The organism is Kitasatospora sp. NPDC057542, assembly GCF_042801945.1.
Taxonomy (GTDB): Bacteria; Actinomycetota; Actinomycetes; order Streptomycetales; family Streptomycetaceae; genus Kitasatospora.
The window spans coordinates 1-25,421 of record NZ_JBHVFE010000029.1; the positions used below are offsets into that span (position 1 = coordinate 1).

Annotated in this window: 27 protein-coding genes; 15 read left to right on the forward strand and 12 right to left on the reverse strand. The window is 70.5% G+C overall.

Translation table 11 applies throughout. The features are described 5' to 3' along the window. Positions 1-772 precede the first annotated feature (772 nt). Positions 773-1,216, forward strand: coding sequence for a hypothetical protein (locus tag ACFU7Y_RS06260; RefSeq protein WP_380766618.1), 444 nt, complete (start codon positions 773-775; stop codon positions 1,214-1,216). 81 nt (positions 1,217-1,297) lie between these two features. Here the strand turns inward: ACFU7Y_RS06260 and ACFU7Y_RS06265 are convergent, their stop codons facing one another. Continuing rightward, positions 1,298-2,467 (reverse strand): acetyl-CoA carboxylase biotin carboxylase subunit family protein, encoded by a 1,170-nt coding sequence (locus ACFU7Y_RS06265; RefSeq protein WP_380766619.1) that lies wholly within the window; start codon positions 2,465-2,467, stop codon positions 1,298-1,300. A 160-nt stretch (positions 2,468-2,627) separates the two neighbouring features. Continuing rightward, a complete protein-coding gene (locus ACFU7Y_RS06270; RefSeq protein WP_380766620.1) occupies positions 2,628-3,470 on the reverse strand; it encodes a helix-turn-helix domain-containing protein in 843 nt (280 codons plus the stop codon). Between the two features lie 276 nt (positions 3,471-3,746). Here ACFU7Y_RS06270 and ACFU7Y_RS06275 point away from each other — a divergent pair, with 276 nt between their 5' ends. From ACFU7Y_RS06275 to ACFU7Y_RS06285, 3 genes are all read left to right on the forward strand, one after another. Continuing rightward, entirely contained in the window at positions 3,747-4,544 is a 798-nt protein-coding gene (locus ACFU7Y_RS06275) for a helix-turn-helix domain-containing protein (protein ID WP_380766621.1), read from the forward strand. A gap of 29 nt (positions 4,545-4,573) precedes the next feature. Next, positions 4,574-5,269 carry an SDR family oxidoreductase gene (locus ACFU7Y_RS06280; RefSeq protein ID WP_380766622.1) on the forward strand — a complete coding sequence of 232 codons (696 nt, stop codon included), beginning with the start codon at positions 4,574-4,576 and terminating at the stop codon, positions 5,267-5,269. Positions 5,270-5,762: 493 nt separating this feature from the next. Further along, positions 5,763-7,904, forward strand: a complete 2,142-nt coding sequence (locus ACFU7Y_RS06285) for a hypothetical protein (protein WP_380766623.1) — start codon at positions 5,763-5,765, stop codon at positions 7,902-7,904. 324 nt (positions 7,905-8,228) lie between these two features. Here the strand turns inward: ACFU7Y_RS06285 and ACFU7Y_RS06290 are convergent, their stop codons facing one another. The 3 genes from ACFU7Y_RS06290 to ACFU7Y_RS06300 all read right to left on the reverse strand — a co-directional run bounded on the left by ACFU7Y_RS06290 (position 8,229) and on the right by ACFU7Y_RS06300 (position 10,528). Next, entirely contained in the window at positions 8,229-8,879 is a 651-nt protein-coding gene (locus tag ACFU7Y_RS06290; protein ID WP_380766625.1) for an HhH-GPD-type base excision DNA repair protein, read from the reverse strand. A gap of 561 nt (positions 8,880-9,440) precedes the next feature. Continuing rightward, the gene (locus ACFU7Y_RS06295) at positions 9,441-9,680 is read right to left on the reverse strand and encodes a DUF397 domain-containing protein (protein WP_380766626.1); all 240 of its coding nucleotides are present in this window, start codon (positions 9,678-9,680) and stop codon (positions 9,441-9,443) included. Further along, positions 9,677-10,528 carry a helix-turn-helix transcriptional regulator gene (locus ACFU7Y_RS06300; RefSeq protein WP_380766627.1) on the reverse strand — a complete coding sequence of 284 codons (852 nt, stop codon included), beginning with the start codon at positions 10,526-10,528 and terminating at the stop codon, positions 9,677-9,679. Before ACFU7Y_RS06300 ends, ACFU7Y_RS06295 begins: the two co-directional genes overlap by 4 nt. A gap of 353 nt (positions 10,529-10,881) precedes the next feature. On the opposite strand from ACFU7Y_RS06300, the gene ACFU7Y_RS06305 reads away from it, so the two are divergent. From ACFU7Y_RS06305 to ACFU7Y_RS06320, 4 genes are read left to right on the forward strand one after another with little or no spacing between them, the layout of a single operon-like run. Beyond that, complete coding sequence (locus ACFU7Y_RS06305; protein ID WP_380766628.1) at positions 10,882-11,136, forward strand: hypothetical protein; 255 nt, start codon at positions 10,882-10,884, stop codon at positions 11,134-11,136. Positions 11,137-11,138: 2 nt separating this feature from the next. Then, complete coding sequence (locus ACFU7Y_RS06310) at positions 11,139-11,306, forward strand: hypothetical protein (protein WP_380766629.1); 168 nt, start codon at positions 11,139-11,141, stop codon at positions 11,304-11,306. Positions 11,307-11,318: 12 nt separating this feature from the next. Next, entirely contained in the window at positions 11,319-12,671 is a 1,353-nt protein-coding gene (locus ACFU7Y_RS06315) for a hypothetical protein (RefSeq protein ID WP_380766630.1), read from the forward strand. Between the two features lie 19 nt (positions 12,672-12,690). Then, positions 12,691-13,392, forward strand: a complete 702-nt coding sequence (locus ACFU7Y_RS06320) for a 2'-5' RNA ligase family protein (protein ID WP_380766631.1) — start codon at positions 12,691-12,693, stop codon at positions 13,390-13,392. Here the strand turns inward: ACFU7Y_RS06320 and ACFU7Y_RS06325 are convergent. The 4 genes from ACFU7Y_RS06325 to ACFU7Y_RS06340 all read right to left on the reverse strand — a co-directional run bounded on the left by ACFU7Y_RS06325 (position 13,371) and on the right by ACFU7Y_RS06340 (position 17,410). Next, a complete protein-coding gene (locus ACFU7Y_RS06325; protein ID WP_380766632.1) occupies positions 13,371-14,408 on the reverse strand; it encodes an aldo/keto reductase in 1,038 nt (345 codons plus the stop codon). The two genes, ACFU7Y_RS06320 and ACFU7Y_RS06325, sit on opposite strands and share 22 nt — an antisense overlap. Then, positions 14,408-14,863, reverse strand: coding sequence for an ATP-binding protein (locus ACFU7Y_RS06330; RefSeq protein ID WP_380766633.1), 456 nt, complete (start codon positions 14,861-14,863; stop codon positions 14,408-14,410). The genes ACFU7Y_RS06325 and ACFU7Y_RS06330 overlap by 1 nt, the downstream gene beginning before the upstream one ends. A 603-nt stretch (positions 14,864-15,466) precedes the next feature. Then, positions 15,467-15,955, reverse strand: a complete 489-nt coding sequence (locus tag ACFU7Y_RS06335; protein ID WP_380766634.1) for an SAM-dependent methyltransferase — start codon at positions 15,953-15,955, stop codon at positions 15,467-15,469. Positions 15,956-16,033: 78 nt separating this feature from the next. Then, positions 16,034-17,410 carry a Tat pathway signal protein gene (locus ACFU7Y_RS06340; RefSeq protein ID WP_380766635.1) on the reverse strand — a complete coding sequence of 459 codons (1,377 nt, stop codon included), beginning with the start codon at positions 17,408-17,410 and terminating at the stop codon, positions 16,034-16,036. Between the two features lie 407 nt (positions 17,411-17,817). Between ACFU7Y_RS06340 and ACFU7Y_RS06345 the strand changes: the two genes are divergently transcribed. The 3 genes from ACFU7Y_RS06345 to ACFU7Y_RS06355 all read left to right on the forward strand — a co-directional run bounded on the left by ACFU7Y_RS06345 (position 17,818) and on the right by ACFU7Y_RS06355 (position 19,811). Next, complete coding sequence (locus tag ACFU7Y_RS06345) at positions 17,818-18,741, forward strand: ATP-binding protein (RefSeq protein ID WP_380766636.1); 924 nt, start codon at positions 17,818-17,820, stop codon at positions 18,739-18,741. Positions 18,742-18,761: 20 nt separating this feature from the next. Further along, positions 18,762-19,190, forward strand: a complete 429-nt coding sequence (locus tag ACFU7Y_RS06350) for a hypothetical protein (RefSeq protein WP_380766637.1) — start codon at positions 18,762-18,764, stop codon at positions 19,188-19,190. Positions 19,191-19,523: 333 nt separating this feature from the next. Further along, on the forward strand, positions 19,524-19,811 hold the full coding sequence (locus tag ACFU7Y_RS06355) for a hypothetical protein (protein ID WP_380766638.1): 288 nt from the start codon (positions 19,524-19,526) through the stop codon (positions 19,809-19,811). A gap of 448 nt (positions 19,812-20,259) precedes the next feature. Here ACFU7Y_RS06355 and ACFU7Y_RS06360 read toward each other — a convergent pair whose 3' ends face one another. From ACFU7Y_RS06360 to ACFU7Y_RS06370, 3 genes are all read right to left on the reverse strand, one after another. Then, positions 20,260-20,742, reverse strand: coding sequence for a hypothetical protein (locus tag ACFU7Y_RS06360; RefSeq protein ID WP_380766639.1), 483 nt, complete (start codon positions 20,740-20,742; stop codon positions 20,260-20,262). 156 nt (positions 20,743-20,898) lie between these two features. Next, complete coding sequence (locus ACFU7Y_RS06365; protein WP_380766640.1) at positions 20,899-21,804, reverse strand: phosphotransferase family protein; 906 nt, start codon at positions 21,802-21,804, stop codon at positions 20,899-20,901. A 33-nt stretch (positions 21,805-21,837) separates the two neighbouring features. After that, positions 21,838-23,178, reverse strand: coding sequence for a hypothetical protein (locus ACFU7Y_RS06370; RefSeq protein ID WP_380766641.1), 1,341 nt, complete (start codon positions 23,176-23,178; stop codon positions 21,838-21,840). Positions 23,179-23,612: 434 nt separating this feature from the next. Here ACFU7Y_RS06370 and ACFU7Y_RS06375 point away from each other — a divergent pair, with 434 nt between their 5' ends. The 4 genes from ACFU7Y_RS06375 to ACFU7Y_RS06390 all read left to right on the forward strand — a co-directional run bounded on the left by ACFU7Y_RS06375 (position 23,613) and on the right by ACFU7Y_RS06390 (position 25,386). Continuing rightward, complete coding sequence (locus ACFU7Y_RS06375; protein WP_380766642.1) at positions 23,613-24,044, forward strand: hypothetical protein; 432 nt, start codon at positions 23,613-23,615, stop codon at positions 24,042-24,044. A gap of 64 nt (positions 24,045-24,108) precedes the next feature. Continuing rightward, positions 24,109-24,573, forward strand: a complete 465-nt coding sequence (locus tag ACFU7Y_RS06380; protein WP_380766643.1) for a hypothetical protein — start codon at positions 24,109-24,111, stop codon at positions 24,571-24,573. Between the two features lie 145 nt (positions 24,574-24,718). Beyond that, complete coding sequence (locus ACFU7Y_RS06385) at positions 24,719-25,183, forward strand: hypothetical protein (RefSeq protein ID WP_380766644.1); 465 nt, start codon at positions 24,719-24,721, stop codon at positions 25,181-25,183. Continuing rightward, the gene (locus tag ACFU7Y_RS06390; protein WP_380766645.1) at positions 25,180-25,386 is read left to right on the forward strand and encodes a DUF5999 family protein; all 207 of its coding nucleotides are present in this window, start codon (positions 25,180-25,182) and stop codon (positions 25,384-25,386) included. The genes ACFU7Y_RS06385 and ACFU7Y_RS06390 overlap by 4 nt, the downstream gene beginning before the upstream one ends. Positions 25,387-25,421: the final 35 nt, after the last annotated feature.

Here is a 25,421-nt window from a genome sequence, read left to right on the forward strand (position 1 = left end):
GGTTGGTGCTGGTCATCAGGGGTGGAACTCCTACTCGGGCCCTCTCAGGCTAACCCGACAAAGCGGGATGTCTCACCCAAGGCTGGCAGAGAGGGGGTGGAGGATCGTCTATCGCCTGCGGGATGCTCTTCCGGGTTCCGATTCCCGAATGATGTTGCAGGTAGTCGCGGTGGGGGCGCGCACAGAGAGCCAGGTGTACCACCTGGCGGGAACACGGCTGGAGCGACCAACACTCGTCAGGGCGCCCATGCCTCAGAAGACCGCGGCTCCTGCTGCTGCACCCCGCAGAAGGACTCTGGCCGAGGCGCAACGCGTGGCCATGGAGCGGTTGCGCCAGGCGCAGAATCGGCGACGCTGAGACGTGCTCTGGGTGCCCGTGACTGGTACCCGCCGGTGCTGCGGCGGTTTTCCGAGGAGGCATGGCAGGGGCGGTCGCCGAGGTGAAGCTCGAGGCGGTCGATGAAAGTGCGGCTGGGCTGCGTGGTGCGGATGTTGCCCCACTGATGTGGGTCTGTCGTGTGAGGTCTCGGGACTTTGTTGGCAGCTTGGCTCAAGACATCATTGACGGTCTCAGTTGATGCATGACAGGGCGTCAGTGTTCCGTCCCGGCAGAGTTTAGTGAACATCAGTCTCACCGAACTTTGACCGACGTCGGCATCGCAACAGTTCGATCTGGGCGACCAGGGTTGAGGCCTGCCACGGCGGTGACATCATCAGCCAGGTGCTCGAAGAGCGCTCCCGTGGACCGCCCCACTCACCGTAGTCTCGTGCCGTGGTCGACGAACACAAGGCAACCGATGCCTTCAAGAACCGATGCACGAATGCGGCACTGACGCTGGAATCCTGCTCCAGCTACTTCATCGACCGCATCTCGTTGAACGAGTCCACCGAGGACCGCAAGGACAACACGCTGGACGTGTGGCTGCGCGAGGGGCCGTGGAAGCCCGATGTGGTGATCTCGCTGTCCAATCTCCACTCGGTCCGCCCGTGGGAACCCGGACTGGCCCCCATCTTCATCGACGGGATCTCCCTAATCCACCTGCCGAAGCTGCCGCTGCTCTGGCCCGCCGAGGCGGTCGGCCGGCTCGATCGTTCCAAGGACCTGCCCGAACTGGTCTGGCTGAGGATCACCGGACCGCTCGAAGTCGACGCTGTCGCCTCGATCGTGACCGTCTACCAGGCCCAGAGCGACGATGCGGCCTCCGTACTCCGGTGACAGCCTGAACCCGCTCGACGGCTCAGACAGCAGTCAAATTGCGATGCCAGGTGCTGTGGCTACGGACCGCCCTGGGTGAGTCTATGGGCGGTCCGGCTGGATGGTCACCCGAATGGCCCGGCAGGCCTGCGCAAGGTTGGCCAGACATGCGTTCGGGTCGGGTCCGGTGACGACACAGCGGGCCAGCACCGAGGCTGGGAGCGCCTCCACCGAAGTGCCCAGGTGGGCCTCCCAGGTCAGCCTGGCCAGCCAGGGCGCATCCAGCTGCTCGGGATCGAACGCCTGGCCGGTCACGGTACCGGTGGACCCCGCTCGGATCAGGGCGACGGCCGCACTCGCGCTGTGGGTGGGTGTGACGGCGGGGCCCTGGCCAGTGGCGGTCTGGATGGCGGCCAGGAGCAGGTCCACGCCGGTCGCCAGTCGCACGAGTTCGGGGACGCTGTCGCCCTGCAGGTGGGCCGCTGCGTCGGTGATGACCGGGCCGAGCACGGTCATCACGATGTGTACGTGCCCAACGCCGTGCTCGACGCCGAGGGCCTGGATCGCGCGGGCCGCGAGCTGCGCAAGGTCCGGCTCCACGTCTTCCGCAGTGACGAGGTGGGAGGAGGGCTGGAACAGGGGGTAGTTCGTGAACGCCGTCCGGACCGAGGCGACCACCCGGGTCCGGCCGCCGCTCGTGACGGTCTGAAGAGTGATCCGGTCGCCGTCCGGGGCTTGCTCGAGCAGGACGGCCCCAGGGGTGGTCTCTGCGGCGAGGGCTGCGGTGTGCGCGAACGTCCATGCGGTGTGGAGGTCCTCGGCCTTGTTGGCCCGGATCGCGCCGTAGTGGCCGAGGTTCGCAAGCGGGCGCAGGACAACGGGGTACCCGGTCCACAGCGCCGCAGCGGCCGCATCCTGGTGGGAGTCGACGCGGGTGCCTCGCGGGGTGGGCAGTCCCGCTTCCGCGAGCAGGACCCGCGCGATGGAACGGTCGGCGGACGCGGCAGCCGATGCCGTGGACGGGCCTCGGACACCGAGCGCTTCAGCCAGGTCGGCGGCCTGCGGCAGGGCCTCTGCTGTGAGCGCCAGCAGTCCCGCCGGCGGTTCACCTTCGATGCCGTCGGCACCTGCCGTCAGTACGGTCGTGTCGGGTCCGCCCCAGTGCGAGGCCGGGTCGTGGAAGGTGATCGGACAGGTCTCGGCAACGCTCCGCAGGTCCGCTTCGTGGTCCCTTTTCGGGCCGACGATCAGTACGGCGGGGGATCGGGGCACGAGCTCTCTCCTCGTTTGTCGTAGGTTCCGTCGTCGCTCGCGCCGTCGTTGGCGCGTCCAAACACAGTGCCGCACACAGTCGTTGTCGTTGAGGTGACGACGCACAGCGGGGACTTACGGTTGCAGGCGCGGTCCGGCCTCTTCGTCCGGGCCGGGCGGTTCAGGGCATCTGGTCGACCGGCTTCGGTGGGACCATCCAGACGAACCGATGGCCCGAGGCCGCGTCGAGGGGGCGGGTCATCAGGAGCGTGATCCGGGTCGGACCCCACTTGGGATGGCGGATCATACGTGTTTCGCCGTTCGGGTGAATGTACTCGTCGTCCAGCGAACGCCCCATCAGCTCGCGTAGTGACCGGTCGCTGCATGCCGCGTCCTCAAGCTCACGCTGCAGCACGACCAGGCCCGGTTCCCAGGGCGAAGCAGCCAGCGCTGCGCGCAGCTGACGCAGGAAGGGCAGCGCCCAACCTTCCGGCCAGTCCAGCAGGACGGTGTCGCGTGCGGTCTCGGTGAGCAGGATGTAGCGCAGAACGTTAGTCGGCCGCTCCGTTCCGGCCCAGATGTCCCGGAACGCCTGGTTGGTCAGTTCGATGTCCCAGCAACGGTTGGACAGGTAGCCGGGTATGACGTTGGAGTCGAGTGCCAGCTGGTAGGCCGGCACCGAGGCGAGCTGGTTGCTGAACGGCTGCGGAGGTTCCTGCCCTGTGGCCAGGAGAAACATCGCGTGCCGCTGGTGGGCGGTCATGTGCAGCGCAGAGGCCACACGCTCCAGAAAGTCGGGTTCCGCTCGGGTCAGGCCTCGCTCGAAGTCGCCATAGGTCCGGACGGACACCCCGAGCATTGCCGCTGCGCGCTCCTGGGAAAGGCCAGCATGGCGCCGCCCGCGCGTCGTGACGGCGGCCTCCGGCGGGCCTGCATCAACGTCGGCCCGGCATCTGACCAGCAGTGCCTGAAACTGCTCCTTCTGGTCCGGTGCATCGCCGTTCCCCTGACGTGTGGTCGTCACTTGTACCCCCTCGTCCAGGCGCCGGCGATCGCCGCCGACGAGGGTCCTGGTCTCCCGGCAGCGGCCTCCCGGCGCGCTTTCATCTCTCAAGCATTGCGCTCGGCCAGGCCGAGTCGGCGGTCAGGCAAGCCTTACTAAAATGCAACTTCAGGAAGGGGTCCTTCCTGGCCAACGGCGGCCAGTTCGACTACATCTTTAAGACCACGGGGGCGACTTGGCATCTGAATTGGTCATTCGCCCCACCAGCCGCACACGCTCACAGACCTGGGGGGCCTGATGATGCCGAAGCCGCCGCACGAGCTGCAAGCCCACGATCACGAACGGAACAGCTCTGCGGAGCGCGCCTATCGAGTGCTGCAGGCAATGATCGAGCTTGGCCCGGGTGCGCACACGCTCGCAGAGGTGATGACCCACAGCGGGCTCACCCGTTCCACCGCCCACCGCATCCTCCAGTCCGGCGTGCGCACGCACACCTTCGTCCAACCGACCTACGGCACCTACTCCATCGCCCACCCCAGCGTCACAGGGCACAACCAGGACGCGCTGACCGCATTGCCCGCCAGTTCACCGGCGATCTCCGAGGAGCTCGCTCACCTGCAGCGCCGCACGAACCAGGTCGTCGCCCTACACAGCCACCTCCTGCTGGGCATGCCCAGCAGGATCTGCGTCGACATCGCGCACGGCAAGCGTCACGACTTCGCAGCCGCGTTGGCGACCTCCGACGCGGGGCCCGTCCTTCGCCGCGCGCCCCTGCACCAGGACGCCGCCGGACTGGTCATGCTCGCCAGCCTCGACGACCTGAGCGCAGGCAATGCCGTCCTGCGGCGCATCAAGATACAGGGATACGCACGCACTCCTTCCCCCGTCGCCGGATGGGAGATGCTCTCCGTGCCGCTGTGGCGCGGCTCCGTTCTCGTCGGCTCCGTCAGCCTCCTCGCCCCCGACGCCTACTGGCAGCGGCGCGCCGAGCGTCTGGCCGACGCCACGATGGACACCGCCGCAGCCCTGTCCCGGCGACTGGAGCACGCCCGAACCCAGCGTCAGATCATGCCGATGCTGCAGCAAGCCAGCTGAACACAGAAGTCCTCGGGGGGAACAAGCCAATGCGCCGTTCAGTCCTGATCACCGGCGCCAGCCGGGGCATCGGTCTCGCCAGCGCAAAGGTCTACCAGGCCGGCGGAAATCGCATCGCGATCACCTACCACTCCACGTCGGCACCGGACGGCTTCCTGTCGGTGCCCTGCGACATCACGCAGCCTGACGGCGTTGGTGCGACGTTCGCCACGATCGAGGAGCAGCACGGCCCGGTCGAGGTTCTGGTGTCGAACGCCGGAAGCACCCGCGACAAGCTTCTGCTCGCATTGTCCGAGGACGACTTCACGTCGGTGCTGGAGACCAACCTCACTGGCGCCTACCGGGTGGCCAAGCTGGCGACGTACAGGATGATCCGGCTCCGTGAGGGCCGGATCCTGTGCATCTCCTCCACGTCCGCGCTCTACGGGCAGCTGGGGCCCTCCGGTTACACGGCCTCCAAGACGGGTCTGATCGGCTTCGCCCAGTCCCTGGCAGATGAGCTCGCGCCCCGCAGCACCACGGTGAACACCCTCTCCCCCGCTCTGGCCATGGTCAACGCGCTCGGTGCCGAGGAGATCAAGGGCCCGGCCGCGCAGGTACCACTGGGCCAACTGGCATGCCCTGACGAGATCGCGTGGGAAGCGCTGTTCCTCACCTCATCGGAGGCCGCCTACCTCACGGGTCAGGCCCTTACCGTCGACTGCGGCGCGCCCATGGGGCACTGAACTCCCGCCCTGCCGCGCACGTCGGCTGGACTGCCCGCACCAAGACTTGAGACGAGATGAGAGGTCAACCATGAGGTGACGTGCCATGCGGCCCGCTCCGAGGAGCACGGGCCGCTGGGCTGCCGCCTGCACACCGGTGTTACCAGCACCAGTTCCGGCGGCACGCCCTTCCCATCACCGCCGACACATGACCGAGTTCGCGCTCGCGTCATCTCCGGCGACGACCCGGGCGGCCGCCCTCGACGGAGGGCTCGCCACCCGGTGTACCGCCCGACCACGGGCGGGTCCAACAGGTAATGCCAGCCCCCGGGAGCGATAGCCGGCCCCAGGGGTTCGTGCTGCCTCCACCTCCAGCAGAGACACCTCGATGATGCCTGACTCCCTTCCTGTTTGTCACGCAGGCGCGAGCGCGCCCCTTACCAGATCTACTGGCCGTGACACATCGTCAATACGCCGTATCACGCGGGAAGACCCCGACACTTCCGCTTCCACCGTGGGACTGGAAGCTTTACGACTGGACGAGCCGATGCGGCTGCGCCTACGAGAGGCCATCCACACCGCCCTCCGCACACCCGCTGCGGCGCGTCTGAATGACACCGACCGGCTGCTACGGATCGTCACCATTGCCAAGGCCGAACTCGCCCGGACCTGCGCCACCACGTCGGCCGCCCCGGAGCTCGGCCGCTGGCTCGGGGTATCCGCCTCTGCCATCCATCAGTCTCTCTGCCGGCAACGGGCAGCGTCCACGCTCGTCACCCGCCAGCGGTTCTGCGAGGCCGGCACCGTGCAGGGTTTGCTCGTCGGGGTCCCGGAGCAGATCGAGGCAACTCGGGCCGGCGACCGCCAGCACCCGCTCGCCCTCGACCGCCCCGCGCTCGCCACCCTGCTGCGCCTCGTGGAGCGGCTCTTTGCACCGGGCTGGCGTCACCGGGACGGCTGGGTGACCCCGCCGGGGTTGCTTGCCGCCCACACGGGCCGCGGCGCACCCACCGACCGGCTCGCCCTGCTCCTCCTCGTATTGGAGGCGCGGCCTGACGGGCGGGTGCGGCTGTGCTCTGGGAGAGTGTGCAAGCGCGGGCGGGCAGCGGCAACGCTCGCCCGGCTCCTGGGCAACGGCTGCACTCCGGCAGGAGCGGCGGGGATCCTTCAACGCCTCCAGAGCGCAGGAGCGATCCAGCTGGTCCGACGGGAGACCAGCAGCCGGCTCCGCCAGCGTGGCGGGATCGTGGTGCCGACGGTGGCCCAGGACTGGGCAACGATGAAGGCCGCCCGGCGGCGCTCCGCTGCGTCCCGGTTCGATACCGCCGCTCCTGCAGCGCGGCCACACCGGCGTCGCGTTGGGACGTCCCCGCAGGTGGCGGAGCCGGGGCCCACAGGTAGTGCCGCGTTCCCAGACAACTCCGCTGCTGAAGCCCTTCACGCCTCTCACGCCGATCACTGTGGCACTGATGGTGAGGCTGATGTCGCGGTTGGTGTTTCCGGCGAAGCCGAGACGGGGGTTCCCACCGTTGCCGGTGGAGCGCGCGCATACGCGAGGAAGTCCGACACGGTCCCGACGCGTCTCGACAGCACCCCGACCGGCACGACGGTGACGCCCGAGCACCGGACCGGGGCAGTGCCGCCGCAGCTGAGCATGTCGATCGCGGCGTACCGCGTGCTGCAGGAGGCCGCGGCTCTGCTGCCGCTGATGACCGTCTGGGAGCAGCGGGAGGCCGCACGGGCCGCTGGCGCGGCTGTGCGGGACGTTGCGGGCGACGTCGGGCGGGTGGCGCGGCGTCTGCGGTTCAGGCTCGCCTCGGCCACCTCGATCGCCAGCCCGTACGGCTGGCTGGTCCGGATCGGGCTTCGCCGTGCCAGCGACTGCGGGCGGGTCGAGTGCGAGAGCGCAATCGACGTGGTGACAGGCCTTGAGTGCGTTCCCTGCGGGTATCTCGTCGAGGGTGCAATCAGCCGATCGCGGCGCGCCACCAACGCGGCCGAAGGACAGGCCGAGCCCCCCGCTGCGGGGCCGATTGCTTCGGAAGCCGAGGCTCTGGCCGGACGGGAGGTCCAGAAGGCCCGTGCCGAGGCCGCCCGGCTGGCCGTTCCCTGCGTGGACTGCGGCGCTCCTGGCTCGGCCGGGCTGTGTGCTGGCTGCTCGCGGGGACGGGCTATCAAGGCCGGCATCAGTGAGTGCATCAATCTGGCATTGGCCGCCCGAGCCGACCTGCGCGACTACTCCAGTGTTCGCACCGTCTGGGAGGAGGCCCGCTCGGAGATCCGCAGCGCCAGGGCCCAGGCCCGGCACGGAACGCAGGACGAGGAGATCGCGGGTGCCAGCGAGCTGCTCGCCGTGGCCTGCACACGCGACCGCTACCACGAGGACGCCCTCCGTCGTTTCAAGCTCTCGTCTGCCGTGGCTGCCGAGTCCCGCAACGCCTACGCAGCGGTGATGCGATCCAGGCACCGGTTCGAGTCATCCGCCGCTGCCCGTCAGGCGGCTGCGGCCGGCGCTGCAGCGGCGGCAGACCGGGCGGCCACGTTCCTGCTTGACCAGCGCGTGGCGGCGGTGGCCAGGATCCGTGCGGGCATTGCCGCCCGGTCCGGCGGTCGGCCCATCAGCCGTCCGGCGGCCACACCTGTGGATGGCGTCTGATGGGACGACCGCTCGATGTCGGCGCCTGGCTCGGCTCTGGGGCGCCCCCCACTGGCAGTTCGGATTACGACGGTGAGGTGCGGTGGGAGACGGCCGCCTGCGTGCCGCAGCGCTCCGTGAACACCCCAGCTACCGGCCGGAGTTCGCCCCCGACCGCGGCGACGAATGGCTCTCCTCTGTCCCCGTCCAGCCGACACCACCGCGTCGTGGCGCGCGGCGGGGCAGGCGACCCGCGCCCGTCGGCCGTCGACTCGGAGGGAGTTCGTGCCGGGCATCGCACGGACGGGTGGCAGCCGTCGTCCGGTGTTGACCAGGCGAGGCGGGTCAGAGTGCTGTTGCGCAGGTTCTTGGTGGTGGTGCGTCGCGTGGGGCGGGGCGGCGTGCTTTCTGCCGGGCGCGGGCGGCTTCCCGGGCGGCGTGCCGTTCCTGCTGCCGGTTCAGACGAACTCGTGCCAGGGACTCGGGGTCGGTGACGTCCGCAACGGAGCGGAAGACGCCGTCCTCGCCGAAAGGGCCGGCAGCCTCGCGCCAGCCGTCGGGGCGCACTCCGAACCGCTTTCCGAGCAACGCGACGACGATCTGCGCCTTCTGCCGGCCGAATCCGGGCAACGCGTTCAGCCGGCTGTAGAGCTCTCGCCCGGTACCGACGTCCTCCCAGACGGCAGCCGCCCGGCCGCCGTGACGGGCAGCGAGGTACCGGCACAGCTCCTGCACGTGCCTGGCCATCAGGAGTGGGAGGGGATGGACGGCGGGGACAGCTTCGAAGACGGCAACCAGTCGATGGAGGTCCTGCCGGGCGAGCTGGTGCGCGTCAAGGTCTCCGCCGAGGCGGCGGGCGATGACCAGCGGAGCCGCGTAGGCGGTCTCCGACGGCACGGCGCGGTCCAGGACGGCTCCGATGAGCAGGGCAAGAGGGCAGCGGCCGAGCAGCGCGTCGGCCTCAAGGTGCTGGGCGATCCTCACCGTGACGTCCACCAACCGCGGCCTCCTCACTGCGGATCAGGTCTTCGCAGTGTGGCCCACCGTGAACGGCCCGACGGAGCACCACGCTCGTACGGGGCCCCCGTCACACGACCGGCTGTCCGTCCGGCGCCAACCGCTGCTCTGCGCGGCTGCCGAACGATGGGGCGCGATCGGGATGCCGGTCGATGCCCGCGTGCCGGGCGAGGACTGGGCGGCGGGGCGGCACCGCGGCCGGCCTGGAGAGCACCGCCCACGAGGAAAATGCACGCCCGGGGGCGACGGCGTCCACCACGCCGGGTCCTCAACGCTCCGGTGCCGCGCGCTTCGGCGCCCCTGCAGCCCGAGGCGGCCGTTGTCGTGCAGGTCCGGCCACATGCGCCGCTCTGGCCAGCGGGCATGCCACAGCACAACATCGGCCGCCACTTCCGCAACGTCTTACGCGTCGCCCGGGCGTCGGTGGACGCACTCACCTATGCCGAAGGATTCGCCCTCAGCGAGGAGAATGCGGTGCACCACGCGTGGTGGTCGATACCTATGAGACCGCGTTGGACCGCATGCCGACGGCCAGCGTGCCTACCGCGGGCTGTCGAATTCACCAGTTGCGGTGGCGGTCAGGAAGCCAACGTATGCCTGTGGCGTGACGGCGAGTACAGGACCGTACGGATCCTTCGAGTCCCGGATGTACACCAGGTGGTCGACCGGGGCGACCTCCACGCAGTTCCCTCCGCCGCCACTGTGGCTGGACTTCACCCAGTTCAGTCCGTCGGCCGGGCTGGGTGCGTCATACCTCGGTGCTGGCGGTTCGAGAATCATGTGCGCTCCGTGATCAGTCGGGTGAGGTGGTCGAGGGTGGCGGGGACCGTGTGCGCGTGCGCGGCGATCGCGGCGAAGGCGGCCTGGTAGCGCTTCACGGTGGCATCGTCGAGCCGGATGCTCCGGTCCATGAGCTCCACCCACACGCAGGCGCCACCGACCGGCGGGTCCATTAGGACGAACGGTGCGGCGAGGCCGGGGTGGTAGGGGAGATCGGGCGGGAGCACGCGCAGGGTGATTCCGGGCTGCTGCGCGGCTTCGAGGAGACGTTCGATCTGCCGGCGTGCGGCACCCGGGGCGAGGCCCGGGAGCGCCAGTACGGACGGCCCGAGCAGGATGTCCTGTTCCGCACTGAGCGTATCGACCTGGCGGCGCATGCGCAGGTCCACGAGCTCGGTGACCTCGCGGCGGGTCAGGTCCGGTCGCATGCCTGCGATCACGGCAGTGGCACAATCCTCGGTCTGCAGGCGGCCGGGCGGCAGGTGGAGCTCCACGGAGCGGATCCGGCGGGCTTCCTGTTCGTCCGCGAGGTACTGGCCGAAGTCCTCGGGCAGGGTGAAGCCGCGGCGCCACCATGCGGGGCGCGCCTTGACGGCCGAGTCAGCCTCCCACAGCGCGGCCGCGGTCTCCCGCGCGGAGGGGTCGGCATCGTAGAGGTCGAGCAGCGCACCGACGGTCGGGGGTTCGATCCTGCGACTGCCCTTCTCGTATCGGCTGAGGGTGCCCGGATCGATGCCCGTGGCCTCGGCGACCTGCCGCCCGGTCAAGCCGCGTCGACCGCGGAGCCGGCGCAGCAGGTCACCGAGTTCCTTGCGGGCGGCCGAGGTTGTGGCCTGTCGGGTGGGCATGGCGCCAGTCTTCCCGGGTTCGCCCTACACGGGCAAGAGGCGGTGGAGCAATTTGCGCCATCATTTTGGTGAATCGCATTGCTACTCGGCGATCTGACGGACATTCTGGTTCTCAACGAAGCGTGCCGGTGCGGTAGCCGTGTGTTGGCTCGGCGTGCTCCGGGGTCGGCTCTCAGGAGGTGTCCTCGATGGACTGCGGCTGCTCGGCAATGCGAAGGCAGCACACGTTCCCGGACGTGGCCGACGTTCCCGGCTCGGTGTTCCGCGTCCTGTCTGTTCACCGTGCACCGAAGAAGGGTGGCGAGCTCGTATGACTCTATTACGTCGGCTCGTCGCGGCGGAGAGGTGGTCCTATGAGGCCCGAAGGACTGCAACAGGACGGTCTGCTCGCAAGGGTGTGGCTGGCCGAGTGCCTTGTAGAGACCGGTCGGGCTGACGAGGCCGGTACCGCGGGACAGCAGATCCTCACCACGAATTTCGCGGTCGGATCCGGGCGCGTGCACCGCGCCCTGGTGGGACTGGCGCAGCTCGCCGGGTCACTCGCCAACCGCCCAGCGGAGATGGAGACCTTCCGCTCCGCCATCGCCCTGGTCCCCCAGAGAATGTGACCATGGCCCTTCCTCTTCCCACCACCAGCGGCGTCGTCGGTCGCCCCTCCCTGGGCACCCCCGCCAAGGGAAACGCCGTCCTGCGTGCCCTGACTTCGGGCTTCGTGGAGACCTTGCGGGTGCTGACAGGCGAGGACACGGCCGGACCCGATGGAGAGCCCGATGACTGACAGGAGCATGTGATGGGCGAGCTGGTCCCCAGGTTCCGACTACTCGTCCAGGAGCGGCAGTGGCAGAGGTTCGAGGTGTTCGACCTCCGCTTCAGCCAGGCCGCCCGCACCGCGGCCGAGAAGGAGAGCCGGCCGTCGCTGCGGACGGTCACGGTCAGCCGGAGAACCTTCCGCCGCTGGATGTTGGAAGGTGTGCGCACCGCCCCGACCATCGAGGTCGGCGTCGTCCTCAAATACCTGTTCAGCATGTCCGTCGAGAGGATCTTCGAGAACATCGACCCGGACACCCACGGCCTCCCCCTGGAAGCCGCCCCTGTCGGTCAGTTGGTTCCTGCCGAGGCCCCGGCCGTCGAGTTCGACGATCCGCAGCAGGTGCGGGACCAGGCCCGGCTGCTCACCGCCTCCAACACCGACCCCGCTGTCCTCGCGATGGCCGAAGTCACGATCACTGGCATCGTGGACCGCTACGAGCGGCTGGGGCCACACCAGCTGGTCGGCGAAGCCAGGCTGCTGCGCGGCATGCTCCACACCCTGCTGGCCGGCCGTCAGCCGCCCGGGACCCGAACCGAGCTGTTCCGCCTCGCGGGCCAGGTCTCCGGTCTCCTCGGCTACATGGCGACCAATGCGGGCCGGCCGGCGGCCGCCCAGGCCTACAGCACGGAGGCGCTGGAACTCGCCAGGGAGGTCGGTGACCGTGCCCTTGAGATGTGGGCCCTGGGTACGCGATCTCTCGGCTACTACTACCAGGGGCGATACGACCTGGCCGACGAAGCGGCTGCCGCCGGCATCGCCCTCGCTCCGGAGCACCCTCAGGCGATCCGCCTGCTGGCCAACGGCCGGGCCAGGGCCCTTGCCCGGGTCGGCGACCGCCGACAAGCCCTCGACGCCATCGACCGGGCCCTGCAGCTCTCGGACCGTCACGACGTTCCTCCCGGGCTCACGGCGTGCATCTCCTTCGAGCCGTACTCCGCGGCCCGCACGCTGGCCAACGTGGTCACCGCCCACCTGTCCATCGGGGACACCGAACAGGTCCTCGACCGGGCCCGGGATCTCGAACCGATGCTGGCCAGCTCCGACTCCGGTTGGAGCCGCTCACTGGTGGGTCTCGACGTAGCCACCGCCCTGCTCCAGCAGCAGCAGCCGGACGTCGAGACAGCCATGTATCTCGGGCAGCGGGCACTGGGGTCGGGCACCACTGCCCCGATCCGGTCCGTGTGGCTGCGCGGCATCGAGCTCTACGAGCGCGCCGCCCGCTGGAAGGACGAACCCGTCGTCGGTGACTACGCCGAGCAACTGCGCGCCTGGCGCGCGCACCCCACCGCCGGTACCGTCGCCGGGAGCACCCGGACCCAGGGCGCTGCCTGAGCTGCTGAAGGAGGCGATCGTGGCCCTGGTGCCCGACCACAAGGCCTTCCCGGCCGAGCCGCCGCCTGACCTGGACGACGCCGACGCCATCGTGCGCACCGACTGGGAGGCCTACACGAGGCTCGACCACCTCGTGAACCACTGGGACCGCCCCGGCTGGGACAGCCGCACCCGGCGCCTGTACTGGATGTTCACGTTCGACGGGCACCACCAGCTCGCCGCCCGGGCAACGCAGTGCCAGCGTGCGCTCCAGCACATGGGTCTCGACCTGACACCCCCCGAGGGCCTCCACCTCACCATGCTGCGCATCGGCGATACGGCCGATGTGCCGGCCCGGGTCGTGGATGCCCTGGCCCACCGCGTCCACGCACTGAGGCCGGGCCGACTGGCCCTGTCGGCGCATCCCCTCAGCGGATCACGCGGAGCGGTCCGCTTCTCCATCACCCCGTGGACCGGCCTGGTGCACCTGCACCAGCAGCTCACCGCCACAGGACGCGACCTCGGCCTCCCCGGCGGTACGAGCACCGGCCGGTGGCGACCGCACCTCGGCATCGGATACAACCCCGTCGACCGACCCGCCCGCCCCCTCGTCGAAGCCGTCGGGCCGCTGCGCACGCTCACGCCTGTGCCCTTGGACGTCGAGGCGCTCGACTTGGTCGAACTGCGCCGCCACGGCAGGCAGTACCGGTGGCGGACGCTTCAGCGCGTCGCCCTGTCCTGACGCACGGCTCGGAGCGCCCTCGATCGGAGCTCCTCACGCAGTTCGGCATAGGCGGCTTCGATGGCGGCCACATCCTGCGGGGACAGCTCCAGGTCAAGGCTGCCGTAGTTCAGCGCGACGTGCTCGGCCTGCCCGAACCCGGCCACCACCGCGGTGTGCGATCCGCGGGACAGGCAGTACCGCAGCGCCGCCTGTCCAAGGACAGCCGGGTGGCCGCCGAGGTGCTGGCGCAGCGGCTCGAGCGCGCGGGCGATGGCGGCCCTCGTCCCCTGCTCCTGCACCGGACGCCCGTCCGCAGGACGTGCTGTCCCCGTGAGGAGCCCCCCGGCCAACGGCGAGACGAGAAGGAATCCGGCGTCCTGCGTAGCCACGCGGGAGAGCAGATCGCTCTCCCCGGTGTCCGGGAGGACCGTGAGCGGGGTCAGGGCGTTGAAGGGGAGCAGGACGACATCGGGCCGGATCAGGGCGAACAACTCGTCGAACCGCGCGTATCCGCCCGCATCCGGCACCGTGGCCGGGTCCCATCGTGGGCCGACGAGGCCGATCGCCCCGATCATGCCCAGCTGCTTCATCGTCCGCAGGACATCAATCGCCGGCCCCAGGTAGCGGTCGTTCGGTCCGAAGTCGTGGGACGGCAGCCCGAACAGGTCCACCCGCTCCACGTTCAAATTCTCCATAGTCTGTTCGAGCTGATGCCTGAGGTGGGGTCCCGCGTAGGGGTGAGGCGCGGATCCCTTGTGCCCGACCTTGCTGCTGATCTTGAGTATGACCCCCTGTCGGCGGCATTCCCGGACCACCTGGCCGAGCAGCCGCTCCGCTTGCCCGTCCCCATAGGTGTCGGCGACGTCGAAGAAATCGGCCCCGTGCTCGACAGCGCTGCGCATACCGTCCAGCCACTCGCTGTCCGACACCTGGCGCGACGACGGCAGGGCACCGATCGAGCGGCACCCCAGTCCGAGCGGGTGGACGGCGAGGCCGGGCGCGAGGTGCCGTGGCACGGGGACCAGACGGCCCATCAGGTCAGATCTCCCGATCGGAAGACCGCCGTCACGGTGGCGCCTGCCGGAGACGCCGGCTCGACGCTCCACGCCGTGGAGAAGGCCTCCACGAGGTTCAGGCCGCGGCCGCTCTCAGCCATCGACTCACCGTGCACCGGCATCCCCCTCATGCATTCCGTGATCCGTTTGCAGTCGCCGCTGCGGTCGGTGACTGTCACAGCGGCACCGTGCTCGTAGCGGGCGATGCCGACCTCGGCCGGTCCGCCGCCGTGTCCCTCCGCGTTCGCGACCAGCTCTGCGACCACCAGGGCCACGTCGTCGGCGAGTTCCGGCATGTGCCGGGCGAGGAGAATAACGGCCAGGCGCCTCGCCACCGCCGCTGGCCTCTCCTCATCGACCAGCCGCAGCAACATGTCGGCGCGGGCCGACCCAAGGCCACAGCATCCAACCAGGGAAGGGATCGGGAGCGACATCCTCGCCTCCTCGCACGGCCGACGCGGGCGCGCCGTCTTCCGGACCTCCACCGTGCCGCCGCCGGTCCGGCATCACCAGGCTGTGATGTGGCCACCTGGTGGCCATCTCCATCCCGAGCCAGACCACAGCACAGTCCCGAAACCGGACAAAACAGCCTTGCGATGAAGGAAGTTGCGCCTGCGGCGGCCCACAGGTGGCCACCAGATGGCCACCCCTCGGCCTGGTGATGCCGCTCTCCCCGGGCCACGGTTGACCCGTCCCCCGAGGCCGCCAACCACTGTGCCTCGACGTCTCCGACCTTGGACGAGTCCGCGATGGCACTGCAGATCCCCGCAACGCGGGTACGTCACCGCCGTGAAGTGGCGACGGCACCCCTATGCGCCAATAGCGGTGCCACCGGCACAGGAGACAAGGGCGCCGGGAGCACAGCCGCTCATCGGCACTCGCTCCTGAGACACCGCGCTCAGAACTTCGCACCCATGCCGAATTGCCGCTCCAGCCTGTCCATGAGGGATAGAGGGGCCCCCATGGCATCCGAGCGCGTTGGGGCAGCCACTGCCGACTTCGCACGCCGTCGTGCGGACGCCGGCAGCGCCCGGCCTTCAGCGAGGACGCTGGTCAGCGTCCAGCCAGTAGTCGGCGAGCATCTCGGCAGGCCAGGTCGGCTGGATGACCTCTCCGCGCGGGCCCATTTGTGCGAAGTAGGGTGCCAGGTCGAGGACTGGCGTTCCGTCGACGGCGTCGAGGTCGGTCACGTGCAGGTCGCGGCCGTCGACCCGCAACAGCCGCGGGAAGGACGTGGCGATCTGGTTGGGCCGACGATGGTTGCGGTGGACGAAGGTACCGGTCTCGGGCCACCGGGCATTGCCGCGGGGGCTACGGGCATGCAGCTGCACGTCGTCGGGATACGCCCGGTGGAAGCGCCAATGGACCACCAGGTGGGAGAACTCGTCGATGCCCTTGAGCGTTTCCAGCGGGTAGTGCTCGTGCACGCGGATGATGCTCGTGACCCCCGCCTGGTAGTCGTCAGCGGGTTCCAGGTGGCCGCCGACGACGGTGGCGATCGAGGTGAGAGTGAACGACTCCGACACGCGGCTCTCCTGTCCTACCCGGTCGACGTGGCCCTCCTGGACCAGGCGTCGCGTCGGGTGCTGGGTGGTGTGACCGGGTCAGCCTATGGCGGTCAGGACTTGCCGGGCACGCTCGTCCAAGGCGTTGGCCGTGCTGCCGCCGCGCCCGCGCACCGGGGAAAGCGCCTGGCGCATCCGCACCACGGTATCTCGGACCCGGCCGGACTGGATGCCGGCCATGGCGTCCAGCGCTGTGGACCAAGTCGCGCACGCCGCATCGACGTGCCCTTGGCGGGCCTGGACGTCGCCCAGGTATCCGAGGGTGACGGCGTGGGTGCGGGCGTAGGGGAGCTTTCGGGTGCGGGCGCTTCGCTCGAACTCCTTTTCGGCGCCCCTCAGGTCTTTGAGGTCGCGCAGGGTGCACGCGGTCTCATGGGCGAGGCTCGCTTCGGAGAAGAACGCCACACGGGCGGGTTCCTCAACGGTGTCGCTCGCCGTGCCGGCGGCGGCGAGGTCGTTCTCCGCGCGGCGCAGCGCGGCCAGTGCGTCGTGCTTGCGGCCGCTGGCGGCGAGGGCGCGGGCGTGGACGACGCCGAGCAGCGCGCGTTCGCGGTTGCTGGCGTGGGTGTAACGACGGTGGTCCATGGAGGCCTCGGCGTACTGGAGTGCTTGGGCGGGGTGGCCGAGGTCGACGGCCTGGTGGGCCTGGGCGCGCAGGGTGTGTGCGGCGAGCGCGGGGTCGTCGGCTTCGGCTGCCAGCGCAAGGGCCAGGCCGAAGGCGGCCTGTGCGGCACCGTGTTCGCCGGAGTCGAATGCCGTCCAGCCGTCGAGGTAGGCGAGTTCGCTGGCGGCCGAGGTCAGGTCGCGCCTGATGCGGTCGTTGGGCATGCGGCTGTCGAGGTAGGCGGCGACGTCCGTGTGGAGGTAGGCGCGCAGGGCTGCTCGGCCTGCCCGGCCTCCCAGACGCTGGTCGCGGCTGGAGAAGAACCCCATGGCCTCGCGCAGGGCCTCGACGTGGGCGGGGGTGACAGTCAGCGGGGATCGGGGCGCGCGTGTACGGGCGTGTTCGCTTCGCTCGTCCCACCATTGAGGGGGTGGCGGGACGGCACCGAGCGCGGAGTATGTGAGCAGCTGTCGTCGGCTGATCATGTCGGGGTCCCCGGAATCTGCGAGTGCGGACAGGACGTCGACCTCCCAGCCTGGTGTTGTCGGCTCCCTGTCGTTGGCGAGTCCGATCTCGGCCAGGGTGACCGGGCGGCCCAGAGCTCGGGAGAGTGCCTCGCACAAGATAGCCGGGGTACGGCCGCTGGGCTTCGATCCGCGGAGCCACTGCGAGATGTGGGAGCGGGTTACCGACAGCGTTTCGTCAGCGCCGACTTCGGCGGCGACCCGTCGGATCTGGGCGGCCAGCCGGTCCTGGGACCAGCCCAGTTCCTGGATCACGGCCTCCAGTCGCACGTTGCGCGCCGACGCCACGGCGAGCCCCCTGTGGTCGAATCGATCTTTAGCGGTGTTAGCGGCATCCGCACGCCCCGGACCATTCCCACCAGGCGTGACAAGCGGTTCGCTCACTGTCATGACGATATGGCCTGTCGACGCACTGTGACCACGGATTCCGAAGGATCCACTCCCGATGCCCGCCATCGCTCGCAGCTGTGGCGCCGACCGCGGCTCAGGCTCACTGGAGCTGGCGGCCCGTCCTGCCGCCCGACCCGTCCCCCAAACCGCCCCCTTGGAGTGATGATGCCGGAGTCGACCCCGAGGACGGAGCCCTTCCGCCGGTGCCCAGCCGCTATCGGCTGGGCGGCCCGGTTCCCCGACCGTCTCGGAGCGGCCGTCGCCTCCCTCCGCTTGGCCAGTACCGGCGAGCGTTTGGGGGGCCGGTGACCGTGCTGTTCAACAGAACCGGTCGACATGGCCGCGCCACAGCCCACCGGGAGAACGTCCGCCAGGCGACGCAGGCAGCCGAGGCTGCCTTCACCGACACCTGGCTCGCCAAGGCCCTTCAGAACACCGGGGACGGGCTGCCGATGGTGCCCGACGGGGCACCGCCCGCGGTCAAGCGCGCCGCTGAACTGGTCCGCGTGTTCGCCGCTCGGATCCACCAGCAGGCCGACGAGAACGTGGTGACGGCCATTCAGCCAGTGCTGGCCCAACTCCAGCGTCAGGAGGTGCTCCTGTCCGCGGCGCAGCGGTCGGTCAGTGATCCGGATCCGATGTCCCGGTTGTACGAGGCTGACCATGCCAACGCGTTGGCTCTGCGCTACGCCGTCCGGCTTGCGGTTCTTGCCGGAGGGTTCTGGCCCGAGGCGCGCCGGCAGCCCGCGCGGCTGATCGAGGTGGGCCGGGCGGCTCTGGGCAGGGTGGCCGAGTACCAGCGGGTGGGGTTCTGGGGCAATCCGGAGATCACGGTGCGGCCGGAGGCAATCGAGCCGCTAGCGGCGGCCCTCGCCGAGCTGATGGACAACGCCCTACGTCACGGCGGCCCGCAGGCCGAGGTCGTCCTCGAGTGCGATGCCGACCCCGGTACGGGCGGCGCGTGGCTGGTAGTCAGGGACAACGGCCCTGGCATTCCGCCGGCCACCCTCATGGCCCTGCGGAACGTGCTGGCCGGGGACGGGCGGGTGCCAAGCGGGATGTCGTGGCCTGGGCACGGCATGCGTCTGGTGGCCGCTGCCGCCCGGCGGCTGGGGCTGCAGGTCGCGGTGGCCAGCGCGCCCGAACGGACCGCCGCCACGGTCCTCGTCCCCCCGACTCTCCTCATTCCTCCCAACGATCCCCCAGCCGACTTCCTCCGCATCCCGTGATTCCGAAAGACGACCCCCTCATGCCCTACACCGCCCCCGTTTCCGATGGCCCATCCGCCACCGGCACGCTTCTGCCGCTCGATCAGGGGACACTGGCCGCCGTGATCGCCTCCGCCGACGGCGCGTTCGGAGCGATGCACGTGAACGCGGAGGGCATCCTCCAGTGCGCCTCCGGGATCGACCGGGACAGGGCGGAGCCGGCGGGTGCCGCGGCCGCCGCCGTGGCCGGAGTTGTGAGAGGCCTCGGCGCCGCGGTGGCTGCCGGCCGCCTGCCGGTCCTCGAGCGCGTGTGCTGCGAGTTCGACGGCCTGACGCTGCTGGTGCAGGCGCTGGCCGACGGGTCGGTGATCGCGCTGATCGGCACCGAAGCGGCCGATCTCGGAGCCATGGGGTACGCGTTGTCGGACCTCGCCACGCGGTTGCGCAGCGACCATCCGTCCCTCCACTGACCCAGGCAGTCCGGCTGCCTGTGTCATCCCCAGACCGCAACCGACGAGGACGATTCGTTGAACGACCACACTCCCGATACCGGGGGCCCTGGGCCGCGCGCCGGCCGGGCCAGGGCCCGCCATTGGGCCAGCCAACGCGAGGCCCTGCGCCCTTCGGGGACCGGTGGAACGGCACTCGCCGTTCGGGCATCGTCCCCCGCAGAGCTCCAGTCGGTCGTCGACCGTGCCGGAGTGCCGGCGGCGATGCTGGTGTCGGCGACCTCGCCCCGGACCGGCGCGCGGGCCACAAGGAACAGCGGTCGGATGGCCGTCACCTGCTCCTACGCCGGGGGCATGTTCACTAGCGCCTCGCTGCCCGACGCCGATCGCGGCCTGGTGGACGTCCTCGCGGGCGTGCTGCCGGGCGCTCGGATCGATGAGGCCCGGGTGTTCGTCGAGTCCCGGCTGCTCCTTGCGTTCGTGGCCTCGTCCGGTGGCTGGCAGGCGTACGCGCTTCAGGCGCAGGGCTGGCTGCTGCTGGCGGTGGTTCCGGACCGGCCGGGCGTCGGCACCGCCCCGCATCTGCACCTGGTCCGTCCTGGTGCCTCGCCCTCCCGTCCTGCCGTGGGCGGGGTCCCCTGACGCCGCGGAGCCGCCCGGTCCGGTCACGAGGCGCCCGGACCGTGTGCGTGCGGCGCTTGCGGTGGCCGGCTGCAGGCAGTCCGTGCGGCATCGGCGGCCGTGCGCCGACGCACGTGAACGCCATTCTCAGCAGCGCTTGCCTTCGCCGAACACCGCAGGCGTGCCGTGGGGCCAAGCTGTCGCGCTGGTCCGGAGGTCGCGCTGGCCCCGGCAGTGCGGGCCCGGTGCCTGTCACGGCCTGGTCCATGCCGAAGAACACCGTCGCCCGATGGGAGGAGGAGCACCGATGACGTACCCCGAGGTCAGTCGCTCGCGAGTGGCGGGACTGTCCGACCCGGCCGGGAACCGGGCGGGAGTCCACCCGTTGCTGCTCCCCGTGTGCGCTTCCCAGGGCATCGGTGGGCGTTCAGGGCGGGTGCGTCGGGCCGAAGAGCGCCTGGTCCTGTCGTCATGCTGCCGGTCGCGTGGCGCCGTCGGGCCAGAGGACGTGGACTTTGACGCCGACGCGGTCGGCGTGGTCGACGACGTCGGCGGTTCCGCCGTGGCCGCGGGCGGGCAGGCCGTCCCATACGGCGAGGAGCACGTCGCAGTGGCCGACCAGGATCTCACCGGCGGCCATGTGGGCCTGCTCGGTGGAGTCGGTCAGGCCGGTCCGGTACACATCGGCGGCGCAGGCCAGCAGGCGGTCGTAGTCGTCGTGGTGCCACGCCGGGAGGCCCTCGCGGTAGTCGGTGGCGGGGACGATGACGATCAGGCGGCCGCCGCGTTCGACGACGAGGTCGGCGAGCCATGTGTCGGGGCCGTCGGCGAGGCAGGTGACGGCTTCCAGGCCGTTGTCGTCGTAGGTGTCCAGAGCCTGTGCCAGCAGGGCCGTGACCTGGCGTCGCAGTGGTTCGTCGAGGCCGCGGTGGCCGGTGATGCCGATACGCATGGGTGCTCGCTCCCGCTAGAGGTAGGTGGTGTGGAGGCGGTCGTCAAAAGTCTGCACGACCGTGGCTGTGCGGCTGCCGGAGACGCGGTCGGCCACCGGGGCCCGCTGGTCAGGCGGTTCCGCGATGGTGCCGCGTTGTCGGTCGTCTCGGCGGCCTCAAAGGATGTTCCACCGTTGCTCGATGTCCCCGTCAGCCAGCTGGCTGATGCGGCGTCGGACTTCCTGGAGGGTCGCGCTGCCGGAGGCTGCGCGCTTGGCGTTGGTGGTGATCATCCGCAGCTCCCGCAGTGCGGTCAGGACCGGGTAGCCGTCCCAGCCGGTGATGTCGATGCCGTACTGCTTGGCGAATGCCTCGTAGTGTGCCCGGCCGTAGCCGAATCGCCGGCAGTGGATCTCGACCGTCGTCAGGTCCCATTCGGGCTGGCCGAAGCTCGCGGTGTCCCAGTCGCACAGGACCGCCCGGCCGTCGCCGGTGTGCAGGGCGTTGCGGTGCTGGGGATCGCCCTGGATCACCGCGGGCCGCAGCAGGTAGGTGGTGCGGGCGAGGTCCGCCTCCAGTTGTTCCAGGCGCCGGTGGAGGTAGTCCAGCTCCTGCGTGGTGAGGGACGCGGCGGCGGCCAGGGAGCGGCGGACGGCGGCAACGGTGTCCACCGGGGGCAGTGGCACGGGTGGGTCGGTCAACCGGTGCAGCGTTTTGAGTGGGCCGGCCAGTTGTTCGGCGGCCACGGGGTGGCTGGGCTGGGGCAGGTGGGTCCAGATCGTGGCGAGGTGGCCGTCGGCCTCGACCGGCTGGTGTACGGGGTGCAGCCCCACGGTGGGGAAGTTTTGTGCGCCGAGCCAGGTGACCAGGGCGACGGTTCGACGGACGGACTCGGCGGGTGTGCCGCGTCGGGCGATCTTGACGACGACGTGCTCGCCGGGCAGGTGGTAGACGGCGTTCGTGTGCCCGCGCAGCAGAACGGCGCCTTCGGGGCGGAGCCCGGCTGCGCGGCACACCTGATCGAGGACGGCGGCCAGGTGCGCGGCGGTGAAGCCGCCGGCTGTGACTGGGGTGATGGTCATGGTGGTCAGGTTTTCCTATGCCGTGGGCCGATGTCACTCCTGCCCGGCGGGCAGGGCGAGCATCTCCGCGAGCTGGCGGGCCGGACGGCCCGACTGGAGTGGGGTGGGCAGTATCTCGATGACGTCCCGTGCCCGGGCGCCGAGGATCGCGGTGCGGTGCGGCCCGGGTACCTGGTCGTAGGCGTGGACGGTCAGTTGCAGGGCCTCCGTCGGGCTGTGGTCGATGACCAGGCACATCGCCTCCTCGAGGTGCAGCAGGGCCGGGTCGATGCCGGTGTGTCCTTCGGGGTAGAGCGCCAGTGCCTGGTGCTGGGCGTGGCGGGCCTGGCTGGTTTCGCCGAGCGCGGTGTGTGCCCCGGAGAGGTAGAGCCACAGGCGCCGCTCGGGGAAGGCCCAGGCGTCGTCCTGGTCGGGTTGGCAGTGTTCGAAGAGGTCCTTGGCCAGGCGGATCGCGGCCTGCGCGCCGTCGCGGTCGCCGAGTCTGGCGAGGGAGCGGGCTTCGGCTGCGACCGCGAACACCGCGGTTGGTCCGGGGCGGCCGCGGCTGAGCAGGCGGGCCTCGCGGGCGAGGTTTGCGGCGGCCAGCAGGGGGCCGTAGTAGTAGGGGAGCATCGCGGTCTGCACGCGGACGCGGGCTCGCAGCTCGGAGTTGCCTGCGTCGTCGGCGGCCAGTCGGGCGGTGCCGTACCAGCGCTGTGCCTCGGGCAGCCGGCCGAGTTTCATCATGGCGTCGGCCACCAGGGTGGAGGCGATCGCAGTGAGCTCGGACAGGCGGGACTGCGCCGCGGCGGGCTGCCGCTCGGCGGCCAGGGCCTGGATGTCGTCCAGGTCACCGAGCAGGTGCTGGATCATCTGCTCCGGCGCAGCGGTGACGTAGAGGCGGCGGGCGTTGTGGAGGCGCTCGTCCAGCAGGTCCAGTTCTCCCGGGCTGACCGTGCTCGCGGCGAGGGTCCGGTTGATCGCCCTGCGGGTCCGCTCGGCGTGCTCTTGCACCGGGTCCGGCGGCTGGGGCTGTTGCGGCGGCGGGGCGGGTATGGGTGCGGACGATGCCAGCCCGAGGTCTGCGGGCGACGCCTCGTAGAGTGCGCACAGCAGTTGGAGGGCCCGCTCGCGGGGCTGGGCGCCGAGGTCCTCCCAGGTGCGCAGCAGCTCACGGGTGCCCTTGAAGCGCGGCTCGCCGCGTTGTTCGGCGAGTGCTACGAGCCGGGCGATGACCTCCGGCCGGCTCCAGCCCTGAGCCTGCCGGTGGGCTCGCAGCATGCTGATCCCGCAGCACTCCTGCAGCGCCGCCACCAGCGCGGGCAGGCCGCCTTCGAGTGCCTCGGGGCTCCTGCGCAACGTGGCTACGCATGCCCGACCGTGACGATTCGTCATGCCGCCATTGTGCGGTCCGACGGGGGCCCGAGTCGCGGGTTCGGTGGGCACCCGGGCCGAAAGGGCCCGGATACCCGGCACGAGCCGGGCCGATCCACGGGAACGACCCAACTCGCCGCCCGGAAAGGCCCCTTCGGCCCAAGTCAGCTTGGTTGCCGAGCTCGTCCGGCGCAGCGAGTCTTTCCGGACCCGAACAGCCCTGCCGCTGTGTGCGGCCCGTCGTCCCGAAGGGGGGAGGCATGAATCCCAACAGGTCCGCATCGCCCGGCGATGCCCTGATGCCGTCACGGCGCCGCCCGGCAACGGGGCTGCTGCACCGGCTCGGCGGCCGCCTGCCACGGTACGGTTCCGCCCCCGCCGTACGTGTGCGCTCGGAGGCGGCTGCGTGCACGCCGTCACGTGTGTCGCAGCCTCGCCCGGGCGTTGTGGAGGCCGTGTCCGGTGAGACTGACCTGCCCGACCTGGCGGCCGGCTTCGCACTGCGGGACCGGCTGGTGCGTCTGGCCCAGGCGGTGCTGCGCGCGGACGAGCTGGCCGCCCGCCGACCCACGTTCGGCACTGCCGAGGTGTACCTCACGGAGGTCCGCTACGGCGTGGGCGAACTCCTGCAGATCGTCGACTGCGGTGGGTGGCCGAGCTTCGCGCTGGTGGGGCGGGACGGCCTCGACGCGGCTCTGGTCATCGCGCAGGCCGCCAGCGTGGAGGAGCAGGTCACGCTGCGACGCGCCCTGGCCACGGCCGTCCACAACGGCTGTGTGCCCGAACCCCACCTGGTGCACCTGGCAGCGCTGATCGCCCGCGCGAGAGGGACACCGATCGACGACGCAGACCGCTTCGGCCACGAGGCCGATGACGGGACCGCGTGAAGCCCGCTGCGCTCCGCGTTGCCCCGCCTTGCGCTCTTCCCGTTTCCACGATGACGAGGACCTGATGGACGACCAGCTCATCCGCACCGGCTCCGGGACAGTGCCGGGCGCCTTCAGTGAACAGCCCTGTTGGGTGCCGGCGGGCACCGCCTCATGGCGCATCGACGTCGGCCTCCACTTCGAGGTGGTGCGGTGCGCAGCCGACGCCGGCGCACTGATCGCCGCTCGGCTCGGCACGACCTGCGGTCCGGTGATCGCCAGTCCCGCCGCCAACTTCTACGACTTCCTCCTGGACCCGGGCACGAGGGTGGACACCGATATTCCGAAGGCGTGGCAGCTGCCGACTCGCACGCCGATCAGAGTGCCGCCGCTGACCGACACCTCGGGCAGGTTCCTGCACTGGGTCGTACCGCCCGGGGGCACCACCACGGCCGAGGCCCTGTACGCGGCGGCGGTCGCCGCCTTCCGCCGACCGGAGCGCTCCATTCGGCAGGAGCTCGGAAGTCTCTGGTTCCGCCTCTACGGCTGACCCAGCCCCGTCTACCCGATCCCCACTCGTTCATCGGCCCGAGGGAGTCCCACCGGTCAGGCAGCCTGCAGCGCCTGACCTCGTCGGTCCCACCGGCCTCTCGTCCCTGTCCAGTCCCACCATCCCCGCCCCTCACGGAGGTCCGGTGCCGCCCCACACCCACAGCGCCGCCCGAACGATCGTCGATCCCGCCCCTGACTCCTTCCCTGCCGACAGGCCCGAGCAGGCCCTGGTGGTCGCGTTCCTCGAACGTCCCACCGGCACCGCCTCCAGTCGCACCGAGGCCCGGGCCGGCTCGGCGTGCACCACGTCCTACGACGACGGGTCCTCGGTCTCCGTCCAGTGGGCGGGCACCGATTCGCAGGCGCTCGCCGTGCTGGCTGCCGCGCTGCTGCCCGAGGGCATGACGCTGTCCGGCTATCTGCGGATCGACGGCCGTCTGGTGCTGGCCCAGGAGCGCCGTACCGAGCAGTGGGCGGTGCGCGCCGCCGCGTGGCGTGGTCTGGCGGTCGTGACCCGCACGCCGGCCCGCACACCGGGCCTGCCCCATGTGCGGCTGACGGTTCTGACCCACGAGCCCGTCACCCAGCCGGCCGGGGAGGCGTCATGAGCTGCGCCCACCAACCCGCATGTCCCGAGGCCTGGGAGAACGACCGCCAGGCGGCCCGCGTCGTGGCGAGCCATCCGGAGCAAGGCTGGAGCCTGCTGTGCAACGGCGTCGTGATCTTCGCGGACACGGGGCTGGCGCTGCCCGACGGCCGCATCGTCGCGCCTCAGGGCCGCGACGCGCACCCCTGTGAGCGTGCCGCATGAGCCGACCTCGTGCCCCGCGCCTGGGACCCTTCCGA

What these genes read in the sequence shown, in the direction of transcription:
- ACFU7Y_RS06275 (WP_380766621.1), top strand. Translation starts at nt 3,747, where the DNA reads ATGATGCCGAAGCCGCCGCACGAGCTGCAAGCCCACGATCACGAACGG.
- ACFU7Y_RS06280 (WP_380766622.1), top strand. Translation starts at nt 4,574, where the DNA reads ATGCGCCGTTCAGTCCTGATCACCGGCGCCAGCCGGGGCATCGGTCTC.
- ACFU7Y_RS06295 (WP_380766626.1), bottom strand. Translation starts at nt 9,680, where the DNA reads ATGATTCTCGAACCGCCAGCACCGAGGTATGACGCACCCAGCCCGGCC.
- ACFU7Y_RS06300 (WP_380766627.1), bottom strand. Translation starts at nt 10,528, where the DNA reads ATGCCCACCCGACAGGCCACAACCTCGGCCGCCCGCAAGGAACTCGGT.
- ACFU7Y_RS06305 (WP_380766628.1), top strand. Translation starts at nt 10,882, where the DNA reads ATGAGGCCCGAAGGACTGCAACAGGACGGTCTGCTCGCAAGGGTGTGG.
- ACFU7Y_RS06310 (WP_380766629.1), top strand. Translation starts at nt 11,139, where the DNA reads ATGGCCCTTCCTCTTCCCACCACCAGCGGCGTCGTCGGTCGCCCCTCC.
- ACFU7Y_RS06315 (WP_380766630.1), top strand. Translation starts at nt 11,319, where the DNA reads ATGGGCGAGCTGGTCCCCAGGTTCCGACTACTCGTCCAGGAGCGGCAG.
- ACFU7Y_RS06325 (WP_380766632.1), bottom strand. Translation starts at nt 14,408, where the DNA reads ATGGGCCGTCTGGTCCCCGTGCCACGGCACCTCGCGCCCGGCCTCGCC.
- ACFU7Y_RS06330 (WP_380766633.1), bottom strand. Translation starts at nt 14,863, where the DNA reads ATGTCGCTCCCGATCCCTTCCCTGGTTGGATGCTGTGGCCTTGGGTCG.
- ACFU7Y_RS06350 (WP_380766637.1), top strand. Translation starts at nt 18,762, where the DNA reads ATGCCCTACACCGCCCCCGTTTCCGATGGCCCATCCGCCACCGGCACG.
- ACFU7Y_RS06355 (WP_380766638.1), top strand. Translation starts at nt 19,524, where the DNA reads ATGTTCACTAGCGCCTCGCTGCCCGACGCCGATCGCGGCCTGGTGGAC.
- ACFU7Y_RS06360 (WP_380766639.1), bottom strand. Translation starts at nt 20,742, where the DNA reads ATGCGTATCGGCATCACCGGCCACCGCGGCCTCGACGAACCACTGCGA.
- ACFU7Y_RS06365 (WP_380766640.1), bottom strand. Translation starts at nt 21,804, where the DNA reads ATGACCATCACCCCAGTCACAGCCGGCGGCTTCACCGCCGCGCACCTG.
- ACFU7Y_RS06370 (WP_380766641.1), bottom strand. Translation starts at nt 23,178, where the DNA reads ATGACGAATCGTCACGGTCGGGCATGCGTAGCCACGTTGCGCAGGAGC.
- ACFU7Y_RS06380 (WP_380766643.1), top strand. Translation starts at nt 24,109, where the DNA reads ATGGACGACCAGCTCATCCGCACCGGCTCCGGGACAGTGCCGGGCGCC.
- ACFU7Y_RS06390 (WP_380766645.1), top strand. Translation starts at nt 25,180, where the DNA reads ATGAGCTGCGCCCACCAACCCGCATGTCCCGAGGCCTGGGAGAACGAC.